Origin of the sequence: Actinoplanes sp. L3-i22 (genome assembly GCF_019704555.1) — a bacterium.
GTDB lineage: Bacteria > Actinomycetota > Actinomycetes > Mycobacteriales > Micromonosporaceae > Actinoplanes.
In genome coordinates, this window is the sequence record NZ_AP024745.1 from 11,059,155 (window position 1) to 11,083,279 (window position 24,125).

At 71.4% G+C, this 24,125-nt stretch carries 26 protein-coding genes; 11 read left to right on the forward strand and 15 right to left on the reverse strand.

Annotated elements, in window-relative coordinates:
- Positions 1–361: 361 nt before the first annotated feature.
- Complete coding sequence (locus L3i22_RS48940) at positions 362–1,543, reverse strand: NADP-dependent malic enzyme (RefSeq protein ID WP_255658791.1); 1,182 nt, start codon at positions 1,541–1,543, stop codon at positions 362–364.
- Between the two features lie 213 nt (positions 1,544–1,756).
- A complete protein-coding gene (locus tag L3i22_RS48945) occupies positions 1,757–2,125 on the reverse strand; it encodes a S26 family signal peptidase (protein ID WP_221324223.1) in 369 nt (122 codons plus the stop codon).
- Positions 2,126–2,150: 25 nt separating this feature from the next.
- On the opposite strand from L3i22_RS48945, the gene sodN reads away from it, so the two are divergent.
- Positions 2,151–2,555, forward strand: a complete 405-nt coding sequence (gene sodN, locus L3i22_RS48950) for a superoxide dismutase, Ni (RefSeq protein ID WP_221324224.1) — start codon at positions 2,151–2,153, stop codon at positions 2,553–2,555.
- Between the two features lie 96 nt (positions 2,556–2,651).
- Positions 2,652–3,059, forward strand: coding sequence for an ATP-binding protein (locus L3i22_RS48955; RefSeq protein WP_221324225.1), 408 nt, complete (start codon positions 2,652–2,654; stop codon positions 3,057–3,059).
- On the opposite strand, the gene L3i22_RS48960 is transcribed toward L3i22_RS48955, so the two are convergent.
- Together L3i22_RS48960 and L3i22_RS48965 are read right to left on the reverse strand one after the other, a co-directional pair.
- The gene (locus tag L3i22_RS48960) at positions 3,037–3,744 is read right to left on the reverse strand and encodes a FadR/GntR family transcriptional regulator (protein WP_221324226.1); all 708 of its coding nucleotides are present in this window, start codon (positions 3,742–3,744) and stop codon (positions 3,037–3,039) included. The genes L3i22_RS48955 and L3i22_RS48960 overlap by 23 nt on opposite strands.
- Before the next feature lie 38 nt (positions 3,745–3,782).
- Complete coding sequence (locus L3i22_RS48965; protein ID WP_255657714.1) at positions 3,783–4,178, reverse strand: hypothetical protein; 396 nt, start codon at positions 4,176–4,178, stop codon at positions 3,783–3,785.
- Positions 4,179–4,230: 52 nt separating this feature from the next.
- Between L3i22_RS48965 and L3i22_RS48970 the strand changes: the two genes are divergently transcribed.
- Both L3i22_RS48970 and L3i22_RS48975 read left to right on the forward strand, forming a co-directional pair.
- Positions 4,231–5,181, forward strand: a complete 951-nt coding sequence (locus L3i22_RS48970; RefSeq protein ID WP_221324227.1) for a diacylglycerol kinase family protein — start codon at positions 4,231–4,233, stop codon at positions 5,179–5,181.
- 411 nt (positions 5,182–5,592) lie between these two features.
- On the forward strand, positions 5,593–5,847 hold the full coding sequence (locus L3i22_RS48975) for a WhiB family transcriptional regulator (protein WP_067697263.1): 255 nt from the start codon (positions 5,593–5,595) through the stop codon (positions 5,845–5,847).
- A gap of 1,023 nt (positions 5,848–6,870) precedes the next feature.
- Here L3i22_RS48975 and L3i22_RS48980 read toward each other — a convergent pair.
- From L3i22_RS48980 to L3i22_RS48990, 3 genes are all read right to left on the reverse strand, one after another.
- A complete protein-coding gene (locus L3i22_RS48980; protein WP_221324228.1) occupies positions 6,871–7,668 on the reverse strand; it encodes a sirohydrochlorin chelatase in 798 nt (265 codons plus the stop codon).
- Complete coding sequence (locus L3i22_RS48985) at positions 7,650–8,414, reverse strand: phosphoadenylyl-sulfate reductase (protein ID WP_221324229.1); 765 nt, start codon at positions 8,412–8,414, stop codon at positions 7,650–7,652. Before L3i22_RS48985 ends, L3i22_RS48980 begins: the two co-directional genes overlap by 19 nt.
- A gap of 151 nt (positions 8,415–8,565) precedes the next feature.
- Positions 8,566–10,257 carry a nitrite/sulfite reductase gene (locus tag L3i22_RS48990; protein ID WP_221324230.1) on the reverse strand — a complete coding sequence of 564 codons (1,692 nt, stop codon included), beginning with the start codon at positions 10,255–10,257 and terminating at the stop codon, positions 8,566–8,568.
- Positions 10,258–10,670: 413 nt separating this feature from the next.
- On the opposite strand from L3i22_RS48990, the gene L3i22_RS48995 reads away from it, so the two are divergent.
- The gene (locus L3i22_RS48995; RefSeq protein ID WP_221324231.1) at positions 10,671–12,095 is read left to right on the forward strand and encodes a glycosyltransferase family 39 protein; all 1,425 of its coding nucleotides are present in this window, start codon (positions 10,671–10,673) and stop codon (positions 12,093–12,095) included.
- 23 nt (positions 12,096–12,118) lie between these two features.
- Here L3i22_RS48995 and L3i22_RS49000 read toward each other — a convergent pair whose 3' ends face one another.
- Both L3i22_RS49000 and L3i22_RS49005 read right to left on the reverse strand, forming a co-directional pair.
- Positions 12,119–13,666 carry a sensor histidine kinase gene (locus tag L3i22_RS49000; protein WP_221324232.1) on the reverse strand — a complete coding sequence of 516 codons (1,548 nt, stop codon included), beginning with the start codon at positions 13,664–13,666 and terminating at the stop codon, positions 12,119–12,121.
- A gap of 29 nt (positions 13,667–13,695) precedes the next feature.
- Complete coding sequence (locus tag L3i22_RS49005; RefSeq protein ID WP_221324233.1) at positions 13,696–14,712, reverse strand: SIS domain-containing protein; 1,017 nt, start codon at positions 14,710–14,712, stop codon at positions 13,696–13,698.
- Between the two features lie 161 nt (positions 14,713–14,873).
- Between L3i22_RS49005 and L3i22_RS49010 the strand changes: the two genes are divergently transcribed.
- On the forward strand, positions 14,874–16,415 hold the full coding sequence (locus tag L3i22_RS49010; RefSeq protein ID WP_221324234.1) for a tetratricopeptide repeat protein: 1,542 nt from the start codon (positions 14,874–14,876) through the stop codon (positions 16,413–16,415).
- A 4-nt stretch (positions 16,416–16,419) separates the two neighbouring features.
- Here L3i22_RS49010 and L3i22_RS49015 read toward each other — a convergent pair whose 3' ends face one another.
- Positions 16,420–16,641, reverse strand: a complete 222-nt coding sequence (locus L3i22_RS49015; protein ID WP_221330528.1) for a biotin/lipoyl-binding carrier protein — start codon at positions 16,639–16,641, stop codon at positions 16,420–16,422.
- Positions 16,642–16,767: 126 nt separating this feature from the next.
- On the opposite strand from L3i22_RS49015, the gene L3i22_RS54790 reads away from it, so the two are divergent.
- Positions 16,768–16,842, forward strand: a complete 75-nt coding sequence (locus tag L3i22_RS54790) for a 50S ribosomal protein bL37 (protein ID WP_369700219.1) — start codon at positions 16,768–16,770, stop codon at positions 16,840–16,842.
- A 37-nt stretch (positions 16,843–16,879) separates the two neighbouring features.
- Here L3i22_RS54790 and rsrA read toward each other — a convergent pair whose 3' ends face one another.
- The 5 genes from rsrA to L3i22_RS49040 all read right to left on the reverse strand — a co-directional run bounded on the left by rsrA (position 16,880) and on the right by L3i22_RS49040 (position 19,907).
- Positions 16,880–17,164 carry a mycothiol system anti-sigma-R factor gene (gene rsrA / locus L3i22_RS49020; RefSeq protein ID WP_221324235.1) on the reverse strand — a complete coding sequence of 95 codons (285 nt, stop codon included), beginning with the start codon at positions 17,162–17,164 and terminating at the stop codon, positions 16,880–16,882.
- 4 nt (positions 17,165–17,168) lie between these two features.
- A complete protein-coding gene (locus tag L3i22_RS49025; protein WP_221330529.1) occupies positions 17,169–17,984 on the reverse strand; it encodes a sigma-70 family RNA polymerase sigma factor in 816 nt (271 codons plus the stop codon).
- Between the two features lie 26 nt (positions 17,985–18,010).
- Complete coding sequence (locus L3i22_RS49030; RefSeq protein WP_221324236.1) at positions 18,011–18,625, reverse strand: alpha/beta family hydrolase; 615 nt, start codon at positions 18,623–18,625, stop codon at positions 18,011–18,013.
- Between the two features lie 14 nt (positions 18,626–18,639).
- A complete protein-coding gene (locus L3i22_RS49035) occupies positions 18,640–19,038 on the reverse strand; it encodes a WhiB family transcriptional regulator (protein ID WP_221324237.1) in 399 nt (132 codons plus the stop codon).
- Between the two features lie 191 nt (positions 19,039–19,229).
- Positions 19,230–19,907 (reverse strand): SOS response-associated peptidase, encoded by a 678-nt coding sequence (locus L3i22_RS49040; protein WP_221324238.1) that lies wholly within the window; start codon positions 19,905–19,907, stop codon positions 19,230–19,232.
- Positions 19,908–20,056: 149 nt separating this feature from the next.
- On the opposite strand from L3i22_RS49040, the gene aroA reads away from it, so the two are divergent.
- The 4 genes from aroA to L3i22_RS49060 all read left to right on the forward strand — a co-directional run bounded on the left by aroA (position 20,057) and on the right by L3i22_RS49060 (position 24,117).
- Entirely contained in the window at positions 20,057–21,352 is a 1,296-nt protein-coding gene (gene aroA / locus L3i22_RS49045; protein ID WP_221330531.1) for a 3-phosphoshikimate 1-carboxyvinyltransferase, read from the forward strand.
- A gap of 2 nt (positions 21,353–21,354) precedes the next feature.
- Entirely contained in the window at positions 21,355–22,446 is a 1,092-nt protein-coding gene (gene rsgA / locus L3i22_RS49050; protein WP_221330530.1) for a ribosome small subunit-dependent GTPase A, read from the forward strand.
- Positions 22,447–22,480: 34 nt separating this feature from the next.
- Entirely contained in the window at positions 22,481–23,281 is an 801-nt protein-coding gene (gene hisN, locus L3i22_RS49055) for a histidinol-phosphatase (RefSeq protein ID WP_221324239.1), read from the forward strand.
- Between the two features lie 122 nt (positions 23,282–23,403).
- The gene (locus L3i22_RS49060; RefSeq protein ID WP_255657716.1) at positions 23,404–24,117 is read left to right on the forward strand and encodes an ATP-binding protein; all 714 of its coding nucleotides are present in this window, start codon (positions 23,404–23,406) and stop codon (positions 24,115–24,117) included.
- Positions 24,118–24,125 lie beyond the last annotated feature (8 nt).

Genomic DNA, 24,125 nt, shown 5'->3' on the forward strand with positions numbered 1-24,125 from the left:
GCCCTCAACACCAGCCGAGAGCGGGAGGCGCGTGGCGGCCCGGAGTCCGACGAGGGTCGCGTGGGTTCTTTGAACCGCAACCACCCTCGGACGTCGCCCTGTAGGGGCTCGCGTTCTGGGCGCGCCAGCGCCCTGCGAGGACCGGAAGGGTCCCCGCGGGAGCGACGATCTGTACCCCGGCGGACCGAGGCAAAGAAGAATTTGATCTTGATCTTGGGAGGAACGAGCCCGGAAAAGCGGCGCGCCGCCCCACCAGGTGGTGGGACGGCGCGCCGAGGAAGAGACCGAGGGCCAGGCAAGCCGACAGGACCGGTTTGGCGCCTGAGCCAGGCAAACTGGCTGGTCCGGGTGGGTTTCGGGGTCAGGCCGGCTGGCGGGCCTGGGCCGGGGTGGAGGCCGGCGCGGGGGCCGGGGCCGGGGCCGGAGTGCGGCGGGCGACGCCGTCGCGGATGGCTGCCTCCGCGACCGCTGCCGCGACCGCCGGGGCGACGCGGGGGTCGAGGGGTGACGGAACGATCGCTTCCGGACGGAGATCGTCGGAGACGATCGCGGCGATGGCGTCCGCCGCCGCCACCTTCATCGCGTCGGTGATCGTCGTGGCGCGGACGTCCAGCGCGCCGCGGAAGATGCCCGGGAACGCGAGGACGTTGTTGATCTGGTTGGGGAAGTCGCTGCGGCCGGTGGCGACGATCGCGGCGTACTTGTGGGCGATCGTCGGGTGGACCTCGGGGGTCGGGTTGGCCAGCGCGAAGATGATCGCGCCCGGCGCCATGCCGGCGAGGGCCTCCTCCCCGATCGTGCCGCCGGAGACGCCGACCAGCACGTCCGCGCCGATCAGGGCCTCGGTGACGCCGCCGGTGCGACCGGAGATGTTGGTGGTCGCGCCGAGCTCGGCCTTCATCCCGGACAGGTCGCCGCGCTCGGCGTGGATGATGCCCCGCGAGTCGACGACGATCATGTTGGCGCCCTGGACGCCCGCGGCGATCAGGGTCCGGGTGATCGCGACCCCGGCCGCGCCGGCGCCGCTGATCACCACCCGCAGGTCGGCGAAGGAGCGGCCGAGCAGCTTGGCGGCGTTGCGCAGCGCGGCGAGCGTGACGACCGCGGTGCCGTGCTGGTCGTCGTGGAAGACCGGGATGTCGAGCTCGGCGTCGAGCCGGCGCTCGATCTCGAAGCAGCGCGGCGCGCTGATGTCCTCGAGGTTGATCCCGCCGAACGACGGGGCCATCGCCTTGACCGTGGCGATGATGCCCTCGACGTCCTGGGTGTCCAGGCAGATCGGGATCGAGTCGACCCCGCCGAACTGCTTGAACAGGACCGACTTGCCCTCCATGACGGGCATCGCGGCCTTGGGCCCGATGTTGCCCAGCCCGAGCACCGCGGAGCCGTCGGTGACGACGGCGACGGTGTTGGCGGTCCAGGTGTAGTCGGGGTAGAGCGACTCGTCCTCGGCGATGGCCTCGCAGACCCGGGCGACGCCCGGGGTGTACGCCAGGGACAGGTCGTCCCGGCTGGCCAGGGGAACGGTCGCGCTCATCGTCATCTTGCCCCGGCGGTGCAGGTCGAAGACCGGATCGGCGGCGAGGGCAGGATCGAGCTCGAAACTGAAGAATGACACGGTGAACTCCACACGGCATCGACATTGATACGTGGCACCTGCACAAACTGGTCGCGAGTATGCGCCAGGAGGCGGTGCGATGCGGGGGTCACCCGGGAAAGCGACCGCAGCGCGGGTGTGCGCTGGGGATACTGGAGACTAACGTAACCGCCCTGGGCTGGGGTAGTAGCGAAACACCACGCGGCCGATGACATCTGCCACGCCGTACGCACGTGAGTCGTCCTGGACGAACTCGTTGTCCCCTTCCAGCCACCAGCCGTCGTCCTGTTCCCGCATCGTCCGCTTAACGACGAGCAGGTCCGGGCGGGAACGGAAGCGGGCGACAACGATGTCGCCGGTCCTTACCGAGCCGCCTCGACGGACGATCAGGGCATCCCCGTGGCGCAGCGCCGGGGCCATCGACGGGCCGCTCACCAGCACGGCGAACAGTGGTAATTGCCATCTCAAGGCATCAAGCCTCCGTCGCGTTAGCCCAAGGATGTAAGGGGTAGTGTCAAGGCGGATCATCGCAAATTTCTATGGAGGAGTCCTGATGCGACTTCCGCGTTTCCTCACCCCGAGCAACGTGGTCAGCGCCCACTGCGACCTGCCGTGCGGCGTCTACGACCCGGCCCAGGCCCGGATCGAGGCCGAGTCGATCAAGGCCATCGCCGAGAAGTACGCGGCGAACACGGACCCCGAGTTCCGCACCCGGGCGATCCTGATCAAGGAGCAGCGCGCCGAGCTGGTCAAGCACCACCTGTGGGTGCTGTGGACCGACTACTTCAAGGCTCCGCACTTCGAGAAGTACTCGAACCTGCACCAGCTCTTCAACGAGGCCACCAAGCTCGCCGGTGCCGCCGGCGCCAAGGGCTCGGTCGACGTCGCCATCGCTGACCAGCTGCTCGGCAAGATCGAGGAGATCTCCAAGATCTTCTGGGAGACCAAGCAGGCCTGAGCAGTACCGGAGCCGGCGCGCTCGCATGAGCGCGCCGGCCTCTGCAATAACTCGCTGTAACCGGTTAGAGTCTCCACCGACAGGAGGAGGTCGCGGGTGAGTCAGTTGACCCAGACGGAGCCGGAAGTCGGAGACGACGTCGTTCTCCTGACCGTTCCCGCCGACGGTGGTTACCTCGGCGTGCTCCGGACAGCCACCGCGGGCCTCGCCGCCCGCCTGCACTTCGCCCTCGACGAGATCGAGGATCTGCGCATCGCCGTGGACGAGGCCTGCGCGATGCTGCTGGCCATCGCGACCCGCGGCGCCGAGCTGGAGTGCCGGTTCGCGGTCACCGACGACGCGCTGACCGTCGAGGTCACCGTGTCGACCGTGCGCGGCGCGCGGCTGCCCTCGGAGTCGTCCTTCGCGTGGAAGGTGCTGACCGCGCTGACCACGTCCGCCTCCGCCGAGGCGAACGGGCAGTTCGCGACGATCCGCCTGCTCACGCGCCGGACGGAGTACTAGTCGCCGCGGCGATGTAATCGAGGTGCCGGGCAGCGGTGAGCATGGCCGCGCCGGCGTCCCGGACCACCAGATGGTCCAGCAGCTCCCGATGGTCGGCGTCGATCCGCGACCAGTATTCCGGCGGCAGGTCGGCGACCACCTCCTCGCCGTAGGAGGCCTGGTAGAGCGGCCTCCCGACCAGCTCGAACAGCGGATTGCCGGTCGCCTTGGCGAGCACCCGATGGTAGGCCGAGTGGGCCGCCATCATCGTGTCGAAGTCGTCGCTCGCCGGGTCGAACAGCGCCGCGCGCAGCTCCACCAGGTGAATGTCGGTACGCCGCTCGGCCGCGAGCCCGGCCGCCGGCACCTCGAGCGCCCGCCGCAGCTCGAGCAGATCCGCGAGACCGACCCCGGCCGAGTGCGCGAGCAGCGCGAACCCGGTGGAGAGCCCCTCGGCCAGCTGCCCGGCATCCGGGTGCGAGACGAAGCTGCCGCCGGTCACCCCGCGGGTGGTCACGATCAGATGCTGGCTGGCGAGCAGACGTAGCGCCTCACGCACCGTGCTGCGACTGACGCCGATCTTGACGCACAGCTCGGGCTCAGGCGGCAGCCGCTCGCCGGGCTGCAGCCGCCCCGAAGTTATCTCCGCCCGTAACTCGTCCGCTAGCTGCTGATAGGCGGGCGGGCGCACCGTTGAGCCGGTCACTCGTCCAGGTTAGGCCCTGATCGGCCACACCGGACCCGCTAATCGACACCCAACGCCCGACTACTTGCCGGGACCAGCACCAGCACCGCGGTGATCGCGCCGAGAACCAGCAGCACGAGGCCCAGCCAGACCGGCCCCAACTGGACCAGGAAACCACCGGTGGCCAGCACGAACAGCTGCACCACGACGGCCGGGCCACGAGCCCGGACCTTCCGCCGGCCCAGGCCCCGGGCGACGAAGAAGATCACCACGGCGGCCAGGGCCGCCATCCCGGTCAGCGAGGCCGCCACGCCGAGGTTCGCATCATGGCTGGTCAGATCAAGGACAATTAGGTACGCCGTGAGCCCGGCCATCCCCACGCTCTGCAAATAGAGCAGCCGCACGCCCCAGTCGAGGGTCGCGGCCACCGAAGTCACGGGATTCTCACCGGTCACGGCTGCACCATACCGGCAGTCAGAACCGGTTCCGGCAGGTAAGGTGCCGCCCATGCGTGCGTTGCTGGTGGTCAACCCCAGAGCGACGGCGACCACCGAGCGCAGCCGGGACGTCCTCGTCCGGGCGCTGGAGAGCGCCGTCGATCTGACCGTCCGCTACACCGAGCGTCGTGGCCACGCCGCCGACCTCGCCCGCACCGCCGCCGAGAACGGCATCGACGTGGTGGTCACGCTGGGCGGCGACGGCACCGTCAACGAGGCGGTCAACGGACTGATGACCGCGCCCGGGGCGCTCACCGGGCTGACCGGCCCGCCGGCCTTCCGGTTGCCGGCGCTCGCCGTGGTCCCGGGCGGATCGACCAACGTCTTCGCCCGCGCGCTGGGTCTCCCCCGCGACTGGGTGGACGGGACGAGCGTGATCCTCGACGGACTCCGCGACGGCCGGCACCGGGTGATCAATCTCGGTCGCGCCGACGATCGCTACTTCACCTTCACGGCCGGCCTCGGCTGGGACGCCGCGGTGATCCGCCGGGTCGAGCAGGCCCGGCTGCGCGGCCGCACCTCGACGCCGGGCCTCTACGCGCGGTCGATGGTCAGTCAGTTCTTCACCGGCGTCGACCGGTCCGATCCGCCGATGGCCCTGGAACGTCCGGGTGAGACACCGGAGGCCGGTCTGGGCACGGTGATCATTCAGAACACGGCCCCCTGGACGTACGCCGGCGACCGTCCGGTGGACCCGAATCCGGACGCATCATTCGATCTCGGGCTCGATGTCTTCGCCCTGCGTAAACTCAAGGTTTCCGCAACAGCCAAGACGGTGACACAACTCGCGTGGCGATCGGGTGATCCGCGGGGTAAACAAGTAGTTCGTCTGCACGACCTTGCCGAGTTCACCGTGATCGCGTCCCGACCCCAGGCATTCCAGCTGGACGGCGACTATCTCGGCGAGCGGCAGAAGGTGCACTTCGTGTCCGTCCCATCAGCGCTACGTGTGATCTGCTGACGCCGGGGTACGTCTTTCGGGACTTGCTCACGATCCGTTACAGAAACACGGGCAAAAGGTCGGCGAAGTGGCCGGGACCGTACTACATTGATGGGAGCGTTCGTCAACCGGCTCTGGCAAGAGCAGCAGAACCGGACATAAGGGTGCGTGAGGCAGCTCACCCGCTGGAAGAAACTTCCAGCGCTACCCTTGACATCGCGAGAGTTCGTGAAAGCATTCACAAGCGATAAGAAGTAACCGGTAGCGGCTTGTGCGCGTTCCTAAACAAGAAGCGCAGAACGGCTACCAATCACAAAGGCTTGCTGACGCTCCGGTGAGTGTACGGGTACAACCCGTCGGCACTGCGGGCGCATGCATATAGGTAAACAGCACTGTTTTCATTACCCCATCCGAAACAAGGAGTTTGCCGCCATGGACTGGCGTCACGATGCGATCTGCCGCGACGAGGACCCGGAGCTGTTCTTCCCGATCGGGACGTCCGGCCCCGCGCTCCTGCAGGTCGAGCAGGCCAAGGCCGTGTGCCGGCGGTGCCCTGTGACCGAGTCTTGCCTCCAGTGGGCACTCGAGTCCGGCCAGGACGCCGGCGTATGGGGCGGAATGAGCGAAGACGAACGGCGCGCGGTCAAGCGTCGTGGCGGCCTTCGGGTCTCCGCTCCCACTGCCTGATTTCAATCCCCCACACAGCATTCGCGCCCCGAGCCATGTCGGCTTCGGGGCGTCTTGCTGTTTCGGTTCGCTTACCCACTGCTGCCATTCCGCTGAGCGTCAATTCGATCACCGTACGTTTCCCCGTACTCCTGAAATGATCTCGAAATTGGCGCTTGATCGGTTTCCGTCGCTACTCCGGCACACTCCGCTGTGGATCATCCAATCTCGACTTCGGTTGTTGCATAGCGCAGAGTGATCGTTACTTTGGGTAGCAGATCGTTGGTGATCGACTTGTGGGTGGGGATGGCGGGGGATCCGGGTCGATGGCTCGGGTGGTTGTCCACAGCAATGGGTTGTCCACAGGGCGGCAGCGGGATCTTGCCGTTTCGCGGGACAATTGCCATTGGGGGGGACCCCCAGGTAGTAGGTGTGCTGGCCGGCTTCCTTGAGCTGATCGCCTGGCCTCGGGCCGAGGCTGGGCACGGCGGCTCGCCAGGCGGCGTCCGCGTCCGGTCACCCACGGCGGCGCCAGCCAGGGCCGAGGCTGGGCACGGCAGCTCACCAGGCGGCGTCCGCCTCCGGTCACCCACGGCGGCGCCACCCACGGCCGAGGCTGGGCGCGGTTCCTGCCCGGGGGGGGGTACGGGCGGTGCCGGCGGCGGCTGCCACTAGCGGCTGTCATCCGCTCGGGTACGCGACCACCAGCGCCGGCCGAGCCGCTTCAGCCGGCGACCACGGCCACAAACGGCCCTCAGCGACGGCCGCCCTCCGCCGGCCGTCATCCGACCGGGTGACAGCAGTGGGCGCGAGTTGCGGTTGTGACGGGGCTCTGGACGTACCCAAGCAGGCAGGTGACCGCGACCGCCCACGACCGGAAACCGGCGGCCGCCACCGTGACCAACAGCGGACGCCGCCTGGCAAGCCACCGCGCCGAGCCGCCAACCGCCACAGGCGGCCGCCACCGTGACCAACGGCGGACGCCGCCTGGCAAGCCACCGCGTCCCGCCGCCAACCGCAACTGGAGGCCGCGACCGAGCGGTCTCAGGCCGCGGCGGCCATCCGCACACCGGCAGCCGCCACCCGGGCACTGATCAGCCCGACCAACTCCGGCGCATCCCCGAGCGGCTCCGCCACCGCGACCGCCCCGGCTTCCCGAGCCGACTCCACCGCCATGTCATACAGCAACCCAGGCGCGAGGAAGTACCCCGCCACGGCAACCCGCCGGGCACCGAGCTCCCGCAGCCCCCGCACCGCGTCCCCGGCCCGAGGCCCCACCCCGGACGAATAGGACACCGCCGCCGGCACCCCCAGCCGGGCCCCGAGGGCCGCCGCCGCATGCTCCACCGTCCCGCGAGCCGCCGCGTCCCGGGTCCCGGCAGCGGCCAGGACGATCCCGTCGAACCCGGCCGGCGGTAGCCGCCGGACCAGCCCGTCCAGCAGCAAACGAGGGACCCGCACCGGAGTCCCGACCGGCGGCCCGAGCACCTCGGCCAGCACCACGTCAGCCGCCAGGGACGACGCCAAGGCGACCACCGCGGGAAGATCAACCCGTCCGTGGTACGCCGAGGTCAGCAGCAACGGCACCAGCACCGCCCGCCGGGCCCCCAGCCCGGCCAGCACGTCGAGCGGCCGCGGCCCGGCATGGTCCAGGTAGGCCGCCCGCACCAGCCACTCGGGCCGGGCCCGCCGCACCGCCCGGGCCAGCGCCTCGGTCGACTCGGCCGCCCGGGGGTCCCGGCTGCCGTGCGCGACGAGCACCACGGCGGGCCGGGGCCGCAACGACCGCGTCTTGACAAGGCGCGGCTCGGCGAGGCCCGGGATCAGACGTGCAGACCGCATTCGGTCTTCTCGAACATCGCCCACCGGCCGGCCCGCGGGTCCTCGCCGGCCTTCGTCTGCCGGGTGCACGGCCAGCAGCCGATCGAGCCGTAGCCCTTCTTGAACAGCTCGTTCACCGGCACGTTCCACCGGCTGATGTAGCGGTCCACGTCCGTCTGGGTCCAGGCCGCGATCGGGTTGACCTTGACCTTGCCCTTCTTGGCGTCGAACGCGACGACCGGCGTGTTGGCGCGGGTCGGCGACTCGTCGCGGCGCAGGCCGGTGGCCCAGGAGTCGTACTCGGCGAGGGCGCGCTCGAGCGGCTCGACCTTGCGCATGAAGCAGCACTCGTCGGGGCTGCGGGCGAAGAGCCGGGGACCGTACTCCCCGTCCTGCTGGCCGACGGTCATCCGCGGGCGGATCGAGCGGACGTTCACGTTCATCGTGCGGGCGACCGTGTCCCGGATCTTGAGGGTCTCCGGGAAGTGCAGGCCGGTGTCGAGGAAGACCACGTCCACGCCGGGCGCGACGCGCGAGAACAGGTGCGCGACCACGGCGTCGGCCATCGAGCTGGTGACACAGAACCGCGCGCCGAAGGTGTCGGTCGCCCACTTGGCGATCTCTTCGGCGGGGCGGCCCTCGAGGTCGCGGGCGGCGGCCAGGGCCAGCTCGCGGAGCTCGTCGGGGCCGCGGCGGGCGGGGTCAGCGGGGGCGCTCGGGGCGCCCAGGTTGATCAGGCCCAGACCGGTGGCGTTGAGGATGCTCATGACGTGGCTCCCTTGGACAACAACCCGATGAACTTGACCGAAAAGACGCGGGCGCAGGAGTGGCACTCCCAGGCGCCGTGCGAGGACTCGTTGGGGCGGAGGTCCTCTTCACCGCAGTAGGGGCAGTAGAGCGGTGCGGATCGGGCGTCGCTCATTTGAGGAGCTCCTCTTCCGCACGCATCACCCAGTTGGCGAAGGTCTCGCCGTCGGTGCGGCCGCCCAGGTAGTTGCGGGCGACGCGTTCCACGTACTCGGGAAGCTCTTCCGCCGTGGCCTTGAGGCCCCGCAGCTTGCGGCCGAAGCCGGCGGTCTCGCCCTTGGCCATGCCGAGGGCGCCGCCGAGGTGGATCTGGAAGCCCTCGACCTGCTCGCCCTGCGCGTTCAGCACCAGCTGGCCCTTGAGTCCGATGTCGGCGACCTGGGTGCGGGCGCAGGCGTTCGGGCAGCCGTTGATGTGCACCGAGATGTCCGCGTCGAAGTCCTTGAGCCGCTCCTCGAGCCGGGCGACCAGCTCCTCGCCGCGGGCCTTGGTCTCGACGATCGCGAGCTTGCAGTACTCGATGCCGGTGCAGGCCATCGTGCCGCGCCGCCAGGCCGAGGGCCGGGCCTCCAGCCCGATCCCGCGCAGGCCGGTGATCAGCGATTCCACCCGGTCGTCCGCGACATCAAGGACAAGGAGCTTTTGGTACGCCGTGAGCCGCACCCGATCCGACCCGTGCTGCTCGACCAGGTCGGCCAGGGCGGTCAGCTGCTTGCCGGAGGACCGGCCGACGATCGGGGCGGCGCCGACGTAGTTCCGCCCGTCGTTCTGCTTGTGCACGCCGATGTGGTCGATCGGCTTCTCCGGCAGGTCCGGCGACGGCCCGTCGAGCAGCGTGCGGCCCAGGTACTCCTTCTCCAGGATCTCCCGGAACTTCTCCACGCCCCAGTCGGCGAGCAGGAACTTCAGGCGGGCGCGGTGCCGCAGCCGGCGGTAGCCGTAGTCCCGGAAGATCCCGACGACGCCCTCCCAGACGTCCGGGATCTCGGCGAGCGGCACCCAGACGCCGAGGCGCTCGGCCAGCCGCGGGTTGGTGGAGAGGCCGCCGCCGACCCAGAGGTCGAAGCCGGGGCCGTGGTCCGGGTGCTCGACGCCGACGAACGCGATGTCGTTCGCCTGGTACGGCCCGTCCGGCAGCCAGGAGATGACCGACTTGAACTTGCGCGGCAGGTTGGAGTAGCGCGGGTCGCCGACATACCGCTTGACGATCTCGTCGATCGCCGGCGTCGCGTCGATCACCTCGTCGACCGAGACCCCGGCGACCGGGCTGCCCAGCACGATCCGCGGGCAGTCGCCGCACGCCTCGGTGGTCTGCAGGCCGACCGACTCGAGCCGGCGCCAGATCTCCGGCATGTCCTCGACCCGGATCCAGTGCATCTGGATGTTCTGCCGGTCGGTGATGTCGGCGCTGTCCCGGCCGAACTCGGTGGCGATCTCGCCGATCACGCGCAGCTGGGCCAGGCTCAGCTGGCCGCCGTCGATCCGGACGCGGAGCATGAAGTACTCGTCCTCGAGCTCCTCCGGCTCCAGCACCGCGGTGCGGCCGCCGTCGATGCCCGCCTTGCGCTGGGTGTAGAGGCCCCACCAGCGGAACCGGCCGCGCAGGTCGGCCGGGTCGATCGAGGCGAACCCGCCGTGGGCGTAGATGTTCTCGATCCGGGCCCGGACGTTGAGCGGGTTGTCGTCCTTCTTGCTGCGTTCGTTGGGGTTGAGCGGCTCGCGGTGTCCGAGCGCCCACTGACCCTCGCCGCGCGCCTTACGGGGGCGAGCGGCGGGCGTTGCGGGTGTGTTGCTGGGCGCCATGGCGGCGGTCCTCCGGGTTTCGTGGGCACCGGAGGACAATCGCGGCCTTGTGGAGGCTCCGCGACTTCAGCGTCGGGAGGGGGCCGGCTTGTCGTCCGCGCCCGGAATAAAGGGGGGCGGCGTCAGGAAGCCGGACACATCGCGCTGAAGACACGGCCGTAGTCGACGTGGCGGCGGGCCACGAAGCGGCGGTCAATTGCAGCGGTCATGCCGGTAAGCCTCTCACGCAAACCGAATGTGGGCCAGTGAGGTCCAGATTTCGAGAATGTGTCACGCGGCACTTGGGGGACTTCTCCTACTGTCGTTACAAAAACGTGACATCGCAGGTCGGGGGCTTTCATTCATCGACGGTGATCCTCTCCCGGGGGAACGAGGGCGCAACCGGAAACACATCGGTCCTAGGCTGGCCGTCGATGACTTCCCCCCGCCTGTGGTTCCTCGCCCCGTCCGCGCTTCCGGCGACGCTGATGCTGCTGGTCGGCTTCATCCGGATCGGCCACCCGTCGCTCGGCTGGGACGAGAACGCGAGCTGGCTGGTCAGTCAGCGGACGCCGGGGCAGATCGTCGAGCAGGCCGGGCACTTCGACGGGGTGATCTCGCCGTACTACCTGTTCCTGCACTTCTGGACCGCGGTCTTCGGCGTCTCGGAGATCGCGCTGCGGATGCCGTCGCTGATCGCGGTCGCGCTCGGCGTCGGCGTCGCCGGCGAGCTGGGCCGGCGCCTGTTCAGCCCGGGCGTCGGCCTGCTCGGCGCGCTGCTGCTGGTCGCCGTGCCGCAGATGAGCCGCTACGCGCAGGAGGCCCGGGCGTACGGCCTGGCCTTCCTCTTCGCGACCACCGCGACGCTGCTGCTCTACCGGGTGATCGATCGCGGTCGCTGGTGGCGCTGGCTGCTCTACGGCCTGGCCGTGACGCTGACCGGGCTGGCGCACATCTTCGCCCTGCTGATGCTCGCCGGGCACCTGTTCATCGTGCTGTCCCGCTGGTGGCTGAGCCGTGAGCGGTCGCTGTTCCGCTGGTTCCCGGTCACCGTCGTCGCCCTGCTGCCGGTGCTGCCCTTCATCTATCTGGGCGCCACCCAGCGCGGCAACCAGTTGGACTGGATCAAGGACATGTCCGCCGGGACGGTTCGTGCGGCGCCCGGCGCGATCTTCGGCGCCACCGTCGCCGGGGTGCTGGTGATCGGCCTGGCGCTGGCCGCGCGCTGGCCGGACCGGGCGCTGATCCGGGAGCTGGCCGTGCTGGCGTGGGTGCCCCCGGCCGTACTGATCGGGGTCTCGTTCCTCACCGATCCGGTCTGGGTTCCGCGGTACGTGCTGTTCGTGCTGCCCGCCTTCACCCTGAGCGCCGCCGCCGCGCTGCACGGCCTGCGCCTGCGCGGCCTGCTCGTGCTGGCCCTGGTCGCGGTGACCGCGGTCCCGGAGCAGCGGGACCTGCGCGGGCCGGCCACCCACATGGGCCCGGACTTCCACGCCGTCGCCGGGATCATCGCGCGCGAGCTGCAGCCGGCCGACGCGATCGTCTACGCCCGGTCCGGCAACTGGTCGCTGCGCGCCGGCATCGACTACCAGCTGCGCGGCCGGGCGCACCCGTTCGACGAGTTGCTCACCACGCCGTCCGCCCAGGTCGGCGAGCTCGCCGCGGTGGAGTGCACCGAGCCGGTCGACAGCTGCCTGGGCCGCCCGCAGCGGATCTGGTACTTCCGGCAGTGGACGACCGGTCAGCCGCTGGACGGCGCCGGCGCGTTCGAGCCGATCCTGTCCCGGGACTACCGCCAGGTGAACGTCTGGACCGCGACCAAGGCCACCCTGGTCCTGCTGGAGCGCCGCCCCGGCTGACGCCTACCGAGCCGGGGCCCAGGTCAGCGCTTGCCGAGCGGGACCACCAGGACCGCTTCCGTGCCGCCGCCGGACCGGTTGCGCAGCTCGATGCTGCCGCGCAGCTCGCCGGTGGCCAGCGCCCGGACGATCTGCAGGCCGAGCCGCCCACCGGCGTCCGCCTTGAAGCCCTCCGGCAGCCCGCGCCCGTTGTCGGCGACCGTGACGTGCAGCTGCTTGCGGAACTTGTGCGCGGAGACCACCACCTCGGCGCCCTGCTCCGGCGGCTCCGGCGCGTCGGCCTCGTCGTCGTCCGGCGTACCGAAGCCGTGCTCGACCGCGTTGATCAGCAGCTCGTTGAGCACCATCACCAGCGAGGTGGCGATCTCGGCGGGCAGTATCCCGAACGTGCCCTCGCGGCGCATGCCGACCGGGAAGCTGGTCGAGGCGACCTCGGTGGCGGCGGTGGCGACCCGGTCCACGATGCCGTCGAACTCGACCGCCTCGTCGCTGGACATCGAGAGGGTCTCGTGGACCAGCGCGATCGAGGCGACCCGGCGGACCGACTCCTCCAGCGCCATCCGGGCCTCCGGGGCATCCACCCGGCGGGCCTGCAGGCGCAGCAGCGCGGCCACGGTCTGCAGGTTGTTCTTCACCCGGTGGTGGATCTCCCGGATGGTGGCGTCCTTGGTCATCAGGGCGCGGTCCCGCCGGCGGACCTCGGTCACGTCCCGGACCAGCACCAGCCCGCCGATCGGCACCCCGGCCGGGAGCAGCGGCAACGACCGGGTCAGCACGGTCGCGCCGCGGGCGTCGAACTCCATCCGGGGCGGGAACTCGCCGCGCAGCGCGGACCGGATCCGCTCGGCGACGTCGTTGCCCTCCAGCGGGTCGGCGGCCAGCCGGCTGGACAGGTGCGCGAGCTCCTCGCCGACCAGGTGCGCGTTGAAGCCGAGCCGCCGGTACGCCGACTGCGCGTTCGGACTGGCGTAGGTGACCTTGCCGGACGCGTCCAGCCGGATCAGGCCGTCGCCCACCCGGGGCGCCGAGGTGGTCATCTCGCCGGGCTGCCGGGCCGGCGGGAACGTGCCGTCGGCGACCATCTGGGCCAGGTCGTCCGCGGTGGTCAGGTAGTTCAGCTCGAGCTGGCTCGGGGTGCGGGCGGTGCTCAGGTTGGTGTCCCGGCCGATCACCGCGATCACCTCGCTGCGCCCCTCCTCGTGGTCGTTCTCGGCGCGGCGGCGCACCGGGATCGCCTCGTGGCGGGCGGGGGTGTCGCCGTACCAGACCGGGTCGCCCTCCCGCCAGATCCGTTCCTGGGTGAAGGCCACGTCCAGGTGGGCCACCTCGGGGCCGCCGAAGATCTTGCCCACCTGGTCGTCCTGATACGCCGTCGGCGCGGTGGTCGGACGCACCTGCGCCACGCAGAGGAACTGACGCGGCTTGTCCCCCTTGATCGGCACCCACAGGAGCAGGTCGGCGAAGGAGAGGTCGGAGAGCAGCTGCCAGTCACCGGCCAGGCGGTGCAGGTGGTCGATGTCGGCGGAACCCAGGTTGGTGTGTTCCTCGACGAGATCGCGCAGGGTGGACACGGCCCAAGCCTGCCACGCCGATGTTTCGATCAGAGCGTGCTGGTCACCTTCTTCAGCCCGCGCGGCGCGTCCGGGTCCTCGCCCTTGGCCAGCGCCAGCGCGAGCGCCAGTCGCTGCAGCGGCAGGATGTCGAGCAGCGGGCTGTACCGCTCGTCGATCGGCGGGACCACCAGGCGCCCCTCCGGGCCGACGGTCAGCACGTCCGCCTTGCGCTCGCTCAGCCGGGCGAGCACGTCCCGCATCGACTGGCCACCGGGGCCGCCGCCGACCACGGCGATCACCGGCACGTCGGTGTCGGTCATCGCGAGCGGGCCGTGCAGCAGGTCGGCGCCGGAGAACGCGAGCGTCGGCACGTACGACGTCTCCATCAGCTTGAGCGCGGCCTCCCGGGCGGTCGGGTACGCGTACCCCCGGCCGGTGGTGACCATGTGCGGCGCGAACCGGTAGCGCTGCGCGATCTCGTCCACGGTCCGGTCCGCGAGCACCGTCTCGGCCAGCGCCGGGAGCCCGGCCAGCGCGGCGCGCTCGCTCTCCGGCAGCCGCCCGTCGCCGGCCCGGATCCCCTCGACCAGCAGCAGCAGCGCGAGCAGCTCGGCGGTGTACGTCTTGGTCGCCGCGACCGCCCGCTCGTGCCCGGACGCCACGTCCACGGACAGCTCGGCGGCCCGGGCCAGCGGCGAATCCGGGTTGTTGGTGACCGCGAGGGTGAGCGCGCCGGTCTCCCGGGCGGCGGAGAGCACCCCGGTCAGGTCGGGCGAGCCGCCGCTCTGGCTGACCCCGATGACCAGGGTCCCGGTGAAGTCGGGGCGGGCGCCGTAGAGCGTGATCGCGCTCGGCGAGGCGCTCGCCACCGGCAGACCCAGCCGGATCTCGGCGAGGTACGCCCCGTAGAGCGCCGCGTGGTCGGAGGTGCCGCGCCCGACGAAGATCACGTTCCGCGGACGGCGGGCCGCGATCTCGGCCGCGACCTCGGCGATCGCGTCCGCGTGCGGGCCCTCCAGCAGGCGGGCGAAACCCGCCGGCTGTTCCGCAATGTCCGCTGCCATCCCGTGGCCTCGCTCTGTCACGTCATCCTCCCCAGATGAGCAGTTCTCGCGCAATTGCTGCGCAGTCTTGCAAGAAAAAGATTAGTAAGTCAATCTTTCGCGCACAACTGCGCAAACGTGAGGACTGACAGATCGCTCCGCTGCCCGTACTGTCTTCACTCGTGGACGCCCACCCCCAGGTCCCGCACGACCTCGCCCTCGCTCGCGCGGCCCTCGACCGCGGTGAGATGGATCAGGCCGCCCGGCACCTGGCCGGGGCGTTGCTCCAAGCCCCCACCCTGCCGGAGATCCACGAGCTGCTCAGCCGATTGGCGGCACACACCGACGGGGCCCTCGACCTCTTCCCGCTGGAGCCGCACGCGCCGGCCGGCCGGGTCGCCGCGCACGCGCACCTGCTCGCCGCGGCCGGGCGCCCGGAGGACGGCCTGCCCCTGCTCGCCGCGGCCAGCGGCCACACCCCCGGGGTGGACTGGGCCGGCGTCCCGTGGGTCAGCGACCCGGTGCTCGGCGGGCGGATCGACCCGGAGGCGCTGGCCCGCGTGCTGATGCGGCTCTGCACCGCGGTGGGCGACCCGGCGCCGGCCGCCGCCGCGGCATCGCTGCGGCCCTACCTGACCGTGGTCCGGCACGCCGTCGACGCGCACGGCGACCACGCGATGCTGCTCGGCGCCGGCTCGGCGCTGGCCCGCCGGCTCGGCGAGGCCCGGCTCGCCGTCGACTGGGCGATCCGCGGCGCCCGGGCCCGGCCGTCCAAGCTGGGCGAGATCTGGCTGGGGTACGCGTACCGCAGCGCCGGCCGGATCCCGGAGGCGCTCGCCGCGCTGCGCCGCGCCGTCATGTACGACCCGGACGACCTCTCGGTCTACGCCGACGTCGCCGCCACCCTGGCCGACCTGGGCCGGTTGGAGGAGGCGCTGAGCTGGACCGACCGCGCGCTGCAACGCGACCCGCGCTTCGACTGCGTGGTGCACACCGCGCACCGGCTGCGGTTCCGCGGCGACGGCGACGTGGCCCACCTGATCGCGCTCGCCGACTTCATCCGCGACCACCCGGACGACACGCACGAGCACACCGACCTGGCCGAGTGCTGCCGGGACACGGCGTGGCTGGGCGGCGCGCCGGCCGGCCTGTCCCGGCTGCCGTCCGGCCGGGCCACGGTCAACGCCGAGCCGTCGGCGGACGCGGTGGACCGGCTGCTCCGGGTCGCCACGGCCGGCTGGCCGCACCCGCCGGCCGCCTACGACCGCGCGCTCGGCCTGGTGCTGGTCGAGCCGTGGGAGCTGCTCGCCATGCTCGGCCACCCCGCGGTGACCGGCGCGGAACGCCCCGGCGCCGCGGAGATCTGGGCCTGCCTGGGGCTGCTGCACCACGGGACCGAGGAGCCCTGGCTGGACTCGAGCCGGCGGCGGCTGCTGCTGGGCCTGCTCGACGGGGACGTCGACCGGGTCGCCCAGGCGGCGCTGTTCGCGCTGGTCACCTACGCCTGGGTGGATCCGGCCGCGCGGGCGGACGTGGCGGCCGTGATGGCCGGGCGGCTGGCCGAGACGGCCGGCGGGCCGCACGCCCGGGCGATCGCCGAGCTGGCCCTGGTCACCCCGGAGCTGGACCGGGCGACCCGGGAACTGGCCGCGGCCACCGTCCGGGTGCCGGTGGTCCCGCGCCAGCGCAGCCGTTCCTACCTGCTGCGATGGCTGAAGAAATAAGAGCTCAGCCGATGACGGCGATCAGGTCGCCGGCCTGGACCACGTCGCCCTCGTCCACCGCCAGCTGATCGACCGTCCCGCGGGACTCGGCCACCACCGGGATCTCCATCTTCATGGACTCCAGGATCACCAGCGTGTCCCCCTCGGCCACGGTGTCGCCGACGCCGGCCACGATCTTCCAGACGTTGGCCACCATCTCGGCCCGGATCTCCTCGGACATTCCGATCGCTCTCCTCGCCACTTCCGGTGCTGGAAACGTCATCACATCACGGATCTGGAGCGGGTGAGTCCAGGCCGGGGAGACCGGCCGACTACGATCGGCGACTGAGCAAGCGTGAGGAAGGAGGCCCTTATGGCCAAGAAGGCTCGCAAGAAGAAGGCCCGTAAGAAGAGCGGCGCGAACCACGGCAAGCGCCCCAACAGCTGAACATGGAAAAGGGCCGGCTCGCGCCGGCCCTTTTTCGTCAGGGGAGGTATTCCCGCGTCTCGGTCTGCACCTCGAGCTGGTCCAGCTTGTGGCGCAGCCGGTCCCGCAGCTCGGACGGTGCCCGCTCGTCGCCGCAGCAGCGGCCGACCAGCGCCTTCACCTCGTGTTCGATACCGAACTCACGGAGGCAGAAGGTGCACTCGTCCAGGTGCTTCTGGATCAGCTGACGGCGGTCCTCGCTGCACTCCAGATCGAGGTAGAGGTACACCTCGCTGAGCACGATGTCGCAGTCGGTCTCGTGTTCGCCCTCGGCGCTCGACATCGGCTCATGCCTCCTGCGGCTCGGACGCGGTCCGGGTGATGCCCCGGTCGACGGCGTACTTCTCCAGCAGGTTGCGCAGGTTGCGCCGGCCGCGGTGCAGCCGGGACATGACGGTGCCGATCGGCGTACCCATGATGTCGGCGATCTCCTTGTACGAGAAACCCTCGACATCGGCGAGGTAGACGGCGAGCCGGAAATCCTCCGGCAGGGACTGCAGGGCCTCCTTGATGTCGCTGTCCGGAAGCCGGTCCAGCGCCTCGGTCTCGGCCGAACGCAGACCCGACGACGTGTGCGACTCGCTGGAGGCGAGCTGCCAGTCGGTGATCTCCTCGGTCGGCGCCTGCAGGGGTTGCCGCTGCTTGCGCCGGTACGAGTTGATGTAGGTGTTCGTCAGGATCCGGTACAGCCAGGCCTTGAGGTTCGTACCCTCCTCGAACTGGTGAAACGCGGAGAACGCCTTGAGGAACGTCTCCTGCACCAGGTCTTCGGCATCGGCCGGGTTGCGGGTCATCCGCAGGCCGGCGGCGTACAACTGATCCACGAACGGCAGCGCGTCACGCTCGAAGCGCTCACGACGCTCGTCGACACGCTCTTTCTGGGCCACCCTGGACTCCCCCCTCGACCGCCCCGCCGAGGATACGGGTAGTGCCCCGTTCACGCTCTCGAAAACCGGTGTGCTCACGCTCACCGGCGTGGCGGGGGCCGCCGGCTCCACGGCCGGCCATTCCGGCGAGGCCAGGAGTTCCCGGACCCGGGTCGTCTCCCGGCGCTCGTGCTTGACCGCACGCAATGCAGACACCCCTTCCGATGAAAAAACCATCCGGTGCTGTAACGCCATGCCCACGATCAGAATTCCGCCGCCCAGCCATGTCGCGCAAGCCACACGATCGCGAGCCGCGCGGTGCCCGGCAGGTCCTTCCGCAGGTCGTGCACCGCGCCGGGCCGCACGATCACCTCGATCGATCCGGACGGCTCGGGCACCCCGAACGGATCCCGGTCGCCGTTCAGGACCAGGGTCGGAATTCCGGCGGGCAGCTCATCCGCGCGGCTCTTCTCCGGCCTGCCCGGCGGGTGCAGCGGAAAGGCCAAGGCCAGCACCCCCGCGGCGGCCAGCGTGGGCGCGGTCCGCGACGCGACGCGCGCTCCGCTCGACCGACCACCGAAGATCAACGGCAGCTTGGGTACGGCGACCGCCCGCACCACCGCGGTCCACGCCTCGTCGAGGTGCCCGGCCGGAGCCGGCGCCTTCCGCCCGGCCACCCGGTACGGCTGGGTCACCAGCACCACGCGCACCCCGGCCGCCACCGCGGCGTCGTGCACCGCCACCAGATCCGGCGCGTCCACGCCACCACCGGCCCCGTGACCCAGGAAGAGCTGGCTGCGCGACGGGCCGGCCGGTTCGGTGATCCGAACCCGGGCCGGCCCGCGCGGTGTCTCGACGTTCTTCTCGGAGCTGCTCACAGGCTCCGTTTCTATCAGCGACTCGCCGGTTCCAGCGTCAGGAAACGGCGGTCCTCCTCGTCCGTGGAGTCGTCCTCGACCGACTCGCCGTCGGGCCGGACGCGCTCGCGCCAGGCCACCAACATGGCACGCCGTTCACGTGGCGTGGTGCCGCCCCAGACGCCGTGGCAATCGCCGACCTGCAGCGCCCAGGCCAGGCACGGGCCCTGCACAGGGCAGGTGCCACAGAGCGCGACGGCTCCGCCGGACGGCTCGTTGGGTGCCGGAAAGAACGTCTCCGGGTCGACGGTCCGGCATGCTCCCCGGGTCCGCCAAGCCTCGTCGGTACGGCGTTGCGCAATTGCGTCGAGCAACCGCGGGTCACGTCGCGCGATAGCCACTTCGTGCGGACGCGGCATGCGTGCTCGTGTCATCAGCCCACCTCCCCCGTGGGACCGGAACTGCTGTGGCCGCCGCTACGCACCTTGCGGACCGGCACCACTCCGGCGCTGGTTTGTACCGCACCGTACAAGATCAGAACAAGGGTTTGATCTATCTTGAAACAAACTTGTCAACGGAGAATCCGCGCATACTCCGACAAAGAACTTCGTTGATCTCCTGGAGTTCAGAAAAGCGTTACCTTCGGGGGAGGGTTCAGCAACTCCGGACCGTTGTTGCGGACATTGCCCACCGCCGGGCCCACCGGGCGAATCACGATCGACGCCAATCCCGCCTCGTCGAGCGGGCGGAGCAGCGGCTCCGGATCACCGCCGCCGGCCAGCCAGGCGGACCACCGCTCGCGCGGCAGGATCAGCGGCATCCGGTCGTGCACCCGGGTCAGCTCACCGAGCGCCGCCGTGGTGATGACGCTGCAGGTCAGCACGGATTCCTTGCCCCACGCGGACCAGATCCCGGCGAGCGCCAGCGGGGTGCCGTCGGCCGGGGTCAGGTAGAAGGCCTGCTTCTGCTTGCCGTCGCGGACCCACTCGAACCAGCCGTCCGCCGGGACCAGGCAGCGCCGGCGTGCGAAGGACGGCGCGAACGCCTTCAGGCCGGCCACCGTCTCGGCCCGCGCGTTGATCATCCGCGCGCCCTGCCGCAGGTCGGCGGCCCACGACGGGACCAGGCCCCAGCGCGCGGTGTCCAGCACCCGGGCGGCGTGCGTGACCGACTCGCGGATCAGCGGGACCGGGTCGGTGGGCGCGACGTTCCAGCTCGGCGACAGCTCCTCGGCCACGTCGGCCGCCTCGAAGAACTGGCTGAGATCCGCGTTGCTCCGCGTCGTCGCGTACCGCCCGCACATGGGGAGCAGCGTACGCCAACGGAAACGGCGGCAGGGGGCACCGAACACCGAGGAAAAGCCCATGGTGGAACGTGCACAGGCGCCGAAAGGGGCAGCCATGTCCCGGGAGCCGGGAATGCGCCGCGGAAATGTCGGCGGCCCCCGGCAGAATGGCGGCCATGGCTGCTGAACTCCGCCCCTGGCTCGCCCCGTCCGCCGCCGGCCCGGTCACCGCGACCGTGCGGTTGCCCGGCTCCAAGTCGATGACCGCCCGGGCCCTGATCCTGGCCGCGCTGGCCGACGGCCCCTCGGTGATCGAGGCGCCGCTGCGGGCCCGAGATACCACGCTGATGGCCGCCGGCCTGCGCGCGCTCGGCGTCGCCGTGGACACCTCGGCCGACGACCGCTGGGTGGTCGAGCCCGGCCCGCTGCGCGGCCCGGCCACCGTGGACGTGGGGCTGGCCGGCACCATCATGCGGTTCCTGCCCCCGGTCGCCGCGCTGGCCGACGGCACGGTCGAGTTCGACGGCGACCCGCACGCCCGCAACCGCCCGATGGGCCCGATCCTCGACACGCTGCGCGCGCTCGGGGTGCGCCTGGCGGCCTCGGCGACCGGCGGGCTGCCGCTCACCGTGCACGGCGCCGGCCTGGTCGAGGGCGGCGAGGCGGTGGTCGACGCGTCCGGCTCCAGCCAGTTCGTCTCCGGCCTGCTGCTCTCCGCGGCCCGGTTCACCAAGGGCCTGACGCTGCGGCACGAGGGCCCGCCGGTGCCGTCCGCCCCGCACCTGCGGATGACCACGCACATGCTGCGCGCCGCCGGCGCCGTGGTGGACGAGAGCGTGCCGCACGTCTGGGTGGTCGAGCCCGGCCCGCTGCGCGGCCGCACCTGGACCATCGAGCCGGACCTGTCCGGCGCGCTGCCGTTCTTCGCCGCCGCGATGGTCACCGGCGGCGAGGTCACCCTGGCCGGCTGGCCGGCCGAGAGCTGGCAGCCGGTCGGGCAGCTGACCGAGCTGCTCACCGCGTTCGGCGCCGAGGTCACCCGGTCGGCCGACGGGCTGACCGTGCGCGGCACCGGCACGCTGCGCGGCATCACCGCCGACCTGTCCGACGTGAGCGAGATGACGCCGGTGCTGGCCGCGCTGGCGGTGCTCGCCGACGGGCCGTCCGAGCTGCGCGGGGTCGAGCACATCCGCGGCCACGAGACGGACCGGATCGCCGCGCTCGCCGCCGAGCTGACCAGGCTCGGCGCGGGGATCACCGAGTTCCGCGACGGGCTGCGGATCGAGCCGGCGCCGCTGCACGGCGCCTCCTTCGAGACGTACGCGGACCATCGGATGGCGCACGCCGCCGCGGTGATCGGACTCGCCGTCCCGGGCGTTCAGCTCACCGACGTAGGTTGTACCTCGAAGACGTTGCCCGAGTTCCCGGAACTCTGGGCCGGCCATGCCCACCCGAGGAGCTAGCACTGCCAGGGCGTAAGCGGGAGTACGACGAGGACGATGTCCGGGTGCGGCCGGGGCGGTCGTCCCGTCCGCGCACCCGGACCCGCCCCAAGCACGACGACGCGACGGACGCGCTGGTGATCACCGTGGACCGGGGGCGGTACGGCTGTGTCCAGGAGGACACCGGCGCCGAGCCCGAGGTGATCACCGCGATGCGGGCGCGTGAGCTGGGCCGCAAGTCGGTGGTGGTGGGTGACCGGGTGGCCCTGGTCGGCGACGTGTCCGGGGACGCCGGCTCGCTGGCCCGGATCGTCCGGATCGGCGAGCGCACCTCGGTGCTGCGCCGGACCGCGGACGACGACGACACCACCCCCGAGGGCCGCCTCGAACGGGTGGTCGTCGCGAACGCGGACCAGCTGGTCATCGTCAGCGCGCTGTCCGACCCCCCGCCGCGCACCGGGTTCATCGACCGGTGCCTGGTCGCGGCGTACGACGCCGACATCGAGCCGCTGCTCTGCCTGACCAAGGCCGACCTGGCCGGCCCCGAGCAGGTCCTCGACTACTACGCCGAGCTGGACCTGCCGCACGTGCTGATCCGCCCGGGCAGCGACCTGGCCGAGCTGCGCGAGCGGCTGGCCGGCCGGATCTCGGTCCTGGTCGGGCACTCCGGGGTGGGCAAGTCGACGCTGGTCAACCGCCTGGTGCCGGCCGCGCTGCGGGCGGTCGGCGTGGTCAGCGCGATCGGCAAGGGCCGGCACACGTCGACCAGCGCGGTGGCGCTGCGGCTGCCGGCGGTCGGCCCGGGCGCGAAGAAGGGCAAGGTCCACAAGGACCCGGGGTGGATCATCGACACGCCCGGCATCCGGAGCTTCGGGCTGGCCCACGTGAGCGCGGAAAGCCTGCTGCACGGGTTCGCCGACCTGGTCGAGGGCACCCTGGAGGACCAGCCGAACTGCGGACACACCGCCGCCGACGCGGACTGCAAGCTGGACGCGTGGGTCGCGGCGGGGCACGCCGATCGGCGGCGCCTGGACTCGTACCGAAGGCTCCTCGCCTCTCGGGCCGGCGACCTGGACTCGCGAGATCACCAGGTGGACGGCGGACTCAGCGCCTGACGCCGGGTCCGCGGCGTCTCGATAAAATCCCCCCATGGCCGGATATGCGGACGATCTCGCTCTTGCCCACACGCTCGCCGACTCGGCCGACTCCATCGCGATGGCGCGGTTCCGTGCGCTGGACCTGAAGGTCGAGGCCAAGCCCGACCTGACCCCGGTGTCCGACGCGGACACCGCGGTGGAGAAGGCGATCCGCGCCACGCTGGCCCGGGCCCGGCCGCGCGACGGCGTGCTGGGCGAGGAGTTCGGCCGGTCCGAGGCGGCGGCCGGGCCGGGCACCCGGCACTGGGTGATCGACCCGATCGACGGCACGAAGAACTTCGTCCGCGGCGTGCCGGTCTGGGCGACGCTGATCGCGCTGATGGAGGGCGACACCCCGGTGGTCGGCCTGGTCTCCGCCCCGGCCCTGGGGCGGCGCTGGTGGGCCGGGCGCGGCCTGGGGGCGTTCGCCGGCAGGCACCAGCACGCCGCGACCCGCATCGGGGTCTCCAGCGTCCGCAAGCTCACCGACGCGAGCTTCTGCTACGCCAGCCTGAACGGGTGGCAGGCGAACGGCCGCCTGCCGCAGATGCTGGACATCCTGCTCGGCGTCTGGCGCAGCCGGGCGTACGGCGATTTCTACGGCTACATGCTGATGGCCGAGGGCGCCCTGGACGCGATGGCCGAGCCGGAGCTGTCGCTGTGGGACATGGCCGCGCTGATCCCGATCATCACCGAGGCCGGCGGCAAGGTCACCGATCTCGACGGGCGGACCTGCGCGGACAAGTCGTCGGTGATCGCCACCAACGGCCTGCTGCACGAGAGCCTGCTGACCGCCCTGACGCCCCGGGGTTGACCGCACCCGGACGGGGTACTCCCTGTGCATGCCCGTCGTGGGCAAATGTCCGGTTCGTGCCGGAGCTGCCGGCCGCTCGCCGAAATGCGCGGAGGCTACGCGTTATGCACAATGGAGTGATCATGCCGAGCGAGGTTCGTCACCTGGTGGACCGCGGCCAGAGTTATCCCCTGGTCCGGCTGACCGGGGTGCTCGACGACCAGACCGCCGGGCAGGTGCGCTCCACGCTGCTGGACGTGCTGGCCGGCCAACCGGAAGCGGTCGTGGTGGACGTCGCCGGCCTGCGGGTTCCGGGTCCGGACGCGCTCGCCGGCCTGCGCGCGGTGCTGGACGAGACCCGGGACTGGCCGGCCGCGCGGCTCGCGCTCTGCGGTGGCGCCGACGGCACCCCCTGGGACTCGACCGGCTGGCTGATCGCGGCGGACCGGGAGGACGCGTACCGCGCGCTCGGCAAGCCGGACGAGGGCCTGCGCACCGGGCTGGAGCTGGAGCCGGTGCTCGGGGCCGCCCGCCGGGCCCGGGAGCTGATCACCGAGACCTGCGCGCGGTGGGACGCGCCCGCCCTGACCGGGGACGTCTGCATCGTGGCCACCGAGATGGTCAACAACGTGGTGGCGCACGCCCGGACCGCGATGTCGGTGCTGCTGGCCCGGCACGGCACCGCGATCAGCGTGGCGGTCCGGGACGGGTCGGCGGTGCTGCCGCGGTTCACCGGGCCGGTCGCGCCCACGGCGTACGGCGGCCGGGGTCTTCTCCTGATCGATTCGGTGGCGTCCCGGTGGGGCCGGTTGGCGGTCCCCGGCGGCAAGGTCGTCTGGGCGCTCCTGAACCCGTAACGGATCAA

Bases quoted from the DNA above. Each gene is read 5' to 3' on its own strand.
- L3i22_RS48985 (WP_221324229.1), bottom strand. From the start codon at position 8,414: ATGAGCATCCTCAACGCCACCGGTCTGGGCCTGATCAACCTGGGCGCC.
- L3i22_RS48940 (WP_255658791.1), bottom strand. From the start codon at position 1,543: ATGACGATGAGCGCGACCGTTCCCCTGGCCAGCCGGGACGACCTGTCC.
- L3i22_RS48970 (WP_221324227.1), top strand. From the start codon at position 4,231: ATGCGTGCGTTGCTGGTGGTCAACCCCAGAGCGACGGCGACCACCGAG.
- L3i22_RS49005 (WP_221324233.1), bottom strand. From the start codon at position 14,712: ATGGCAGCGGACATTGCGGAACAGCCGGCGGGTTTCGCCCGCCTGCTG.
- L3i22_RS48980 (WP_221324228.1), bottom strand. From the start codon at position 7,668: ATGCGGTCTGCACGTCTGATCCCGGGCCTCGCCGAGCCGCGCCTTGTC.
- L3i22_RS48990 (WP_221324230.1), bottom strand. From the start codon at position 10,257: ATGGCGCCCAGCAACACACCCGCAACGCCCGCCGCTCGCCCCCGTAAG.
- aroA (WP_221330531.1), top strand. From the start codon at position 20,057: ATGGCGGCCATGGCTGCTGAACTCCGCCCCTGGCTCGCCCCGTCCGCC.
- L3i22_RS49035 (WP_221324237.1), bottom strand. From the start codon at position 19,038: ATGACACGAGCACGCATGCCGCGTCCGCACGAAGTGGCTATCGCGCGA.
- L3i22_RS48945 (WP_221324223.1), bottom strand. From the start codon at position 2,125: ATGATCCGCCTTGACACTACCCCTTACATCCTTGGGCTAACGCGACGG.
- sodN (WP_221324224.1), top strand. From the start codon at position 2,151: ATGCGACTTCCGCGTTTCCTCACCCCGAGCAACGTGGTCAGCGCCCAC.
- L3i22_RS48975 (WP_067697263.1), top strand. From the start codon at position 5,593: ATGGACTGGCGTCACGATGCGATCTGCCGCGACGAGGACCCGGAGCTG.
- L3i22_RS48995 (WP_221324231.1), top strand. From the start codon at position 10,671: ATGACTTCCCCCCGCCTGTGGTTCCTCGCCCCGTCCGCGCTTCCGGCG.
- hisN (WP_221324239.1), top strand. From the start codon at position 22,481: ATGGCCGGATATGCGGACGATCTCGCTCTTGCCCACACGCTCGCCGAC.
- L3i22_RS49060 (WP_255657716.1), top strand. From the start codon at position 23,404: ATGCCGAGCGAGGTTCGTCACCTGGTGGACCGCGGCCAGAGTTATCCC.
- rsrA (WP_221324235.1), bottom strand. From the start codon at position 17,164: ATGTCGAGCGCCGAGGGCGAACACGAGACCGACTGCGACATCGTGCTC.
- L3i22_RS49040 (WP_221324238.1), bottom strand. From the start codon at position 19,907: ATGTGCGGGCGGTACGCGACGACGCGGAGCAACGCGGATCTCAGCCAG.
- L3i22_RS49025 (WP_221330529.1), bottom strand. From the start codon at position 17,984: ATGGTTTTTTCATCGGAAGGGGTGTCTGCATTGCGTGCGGTCAAGCAC.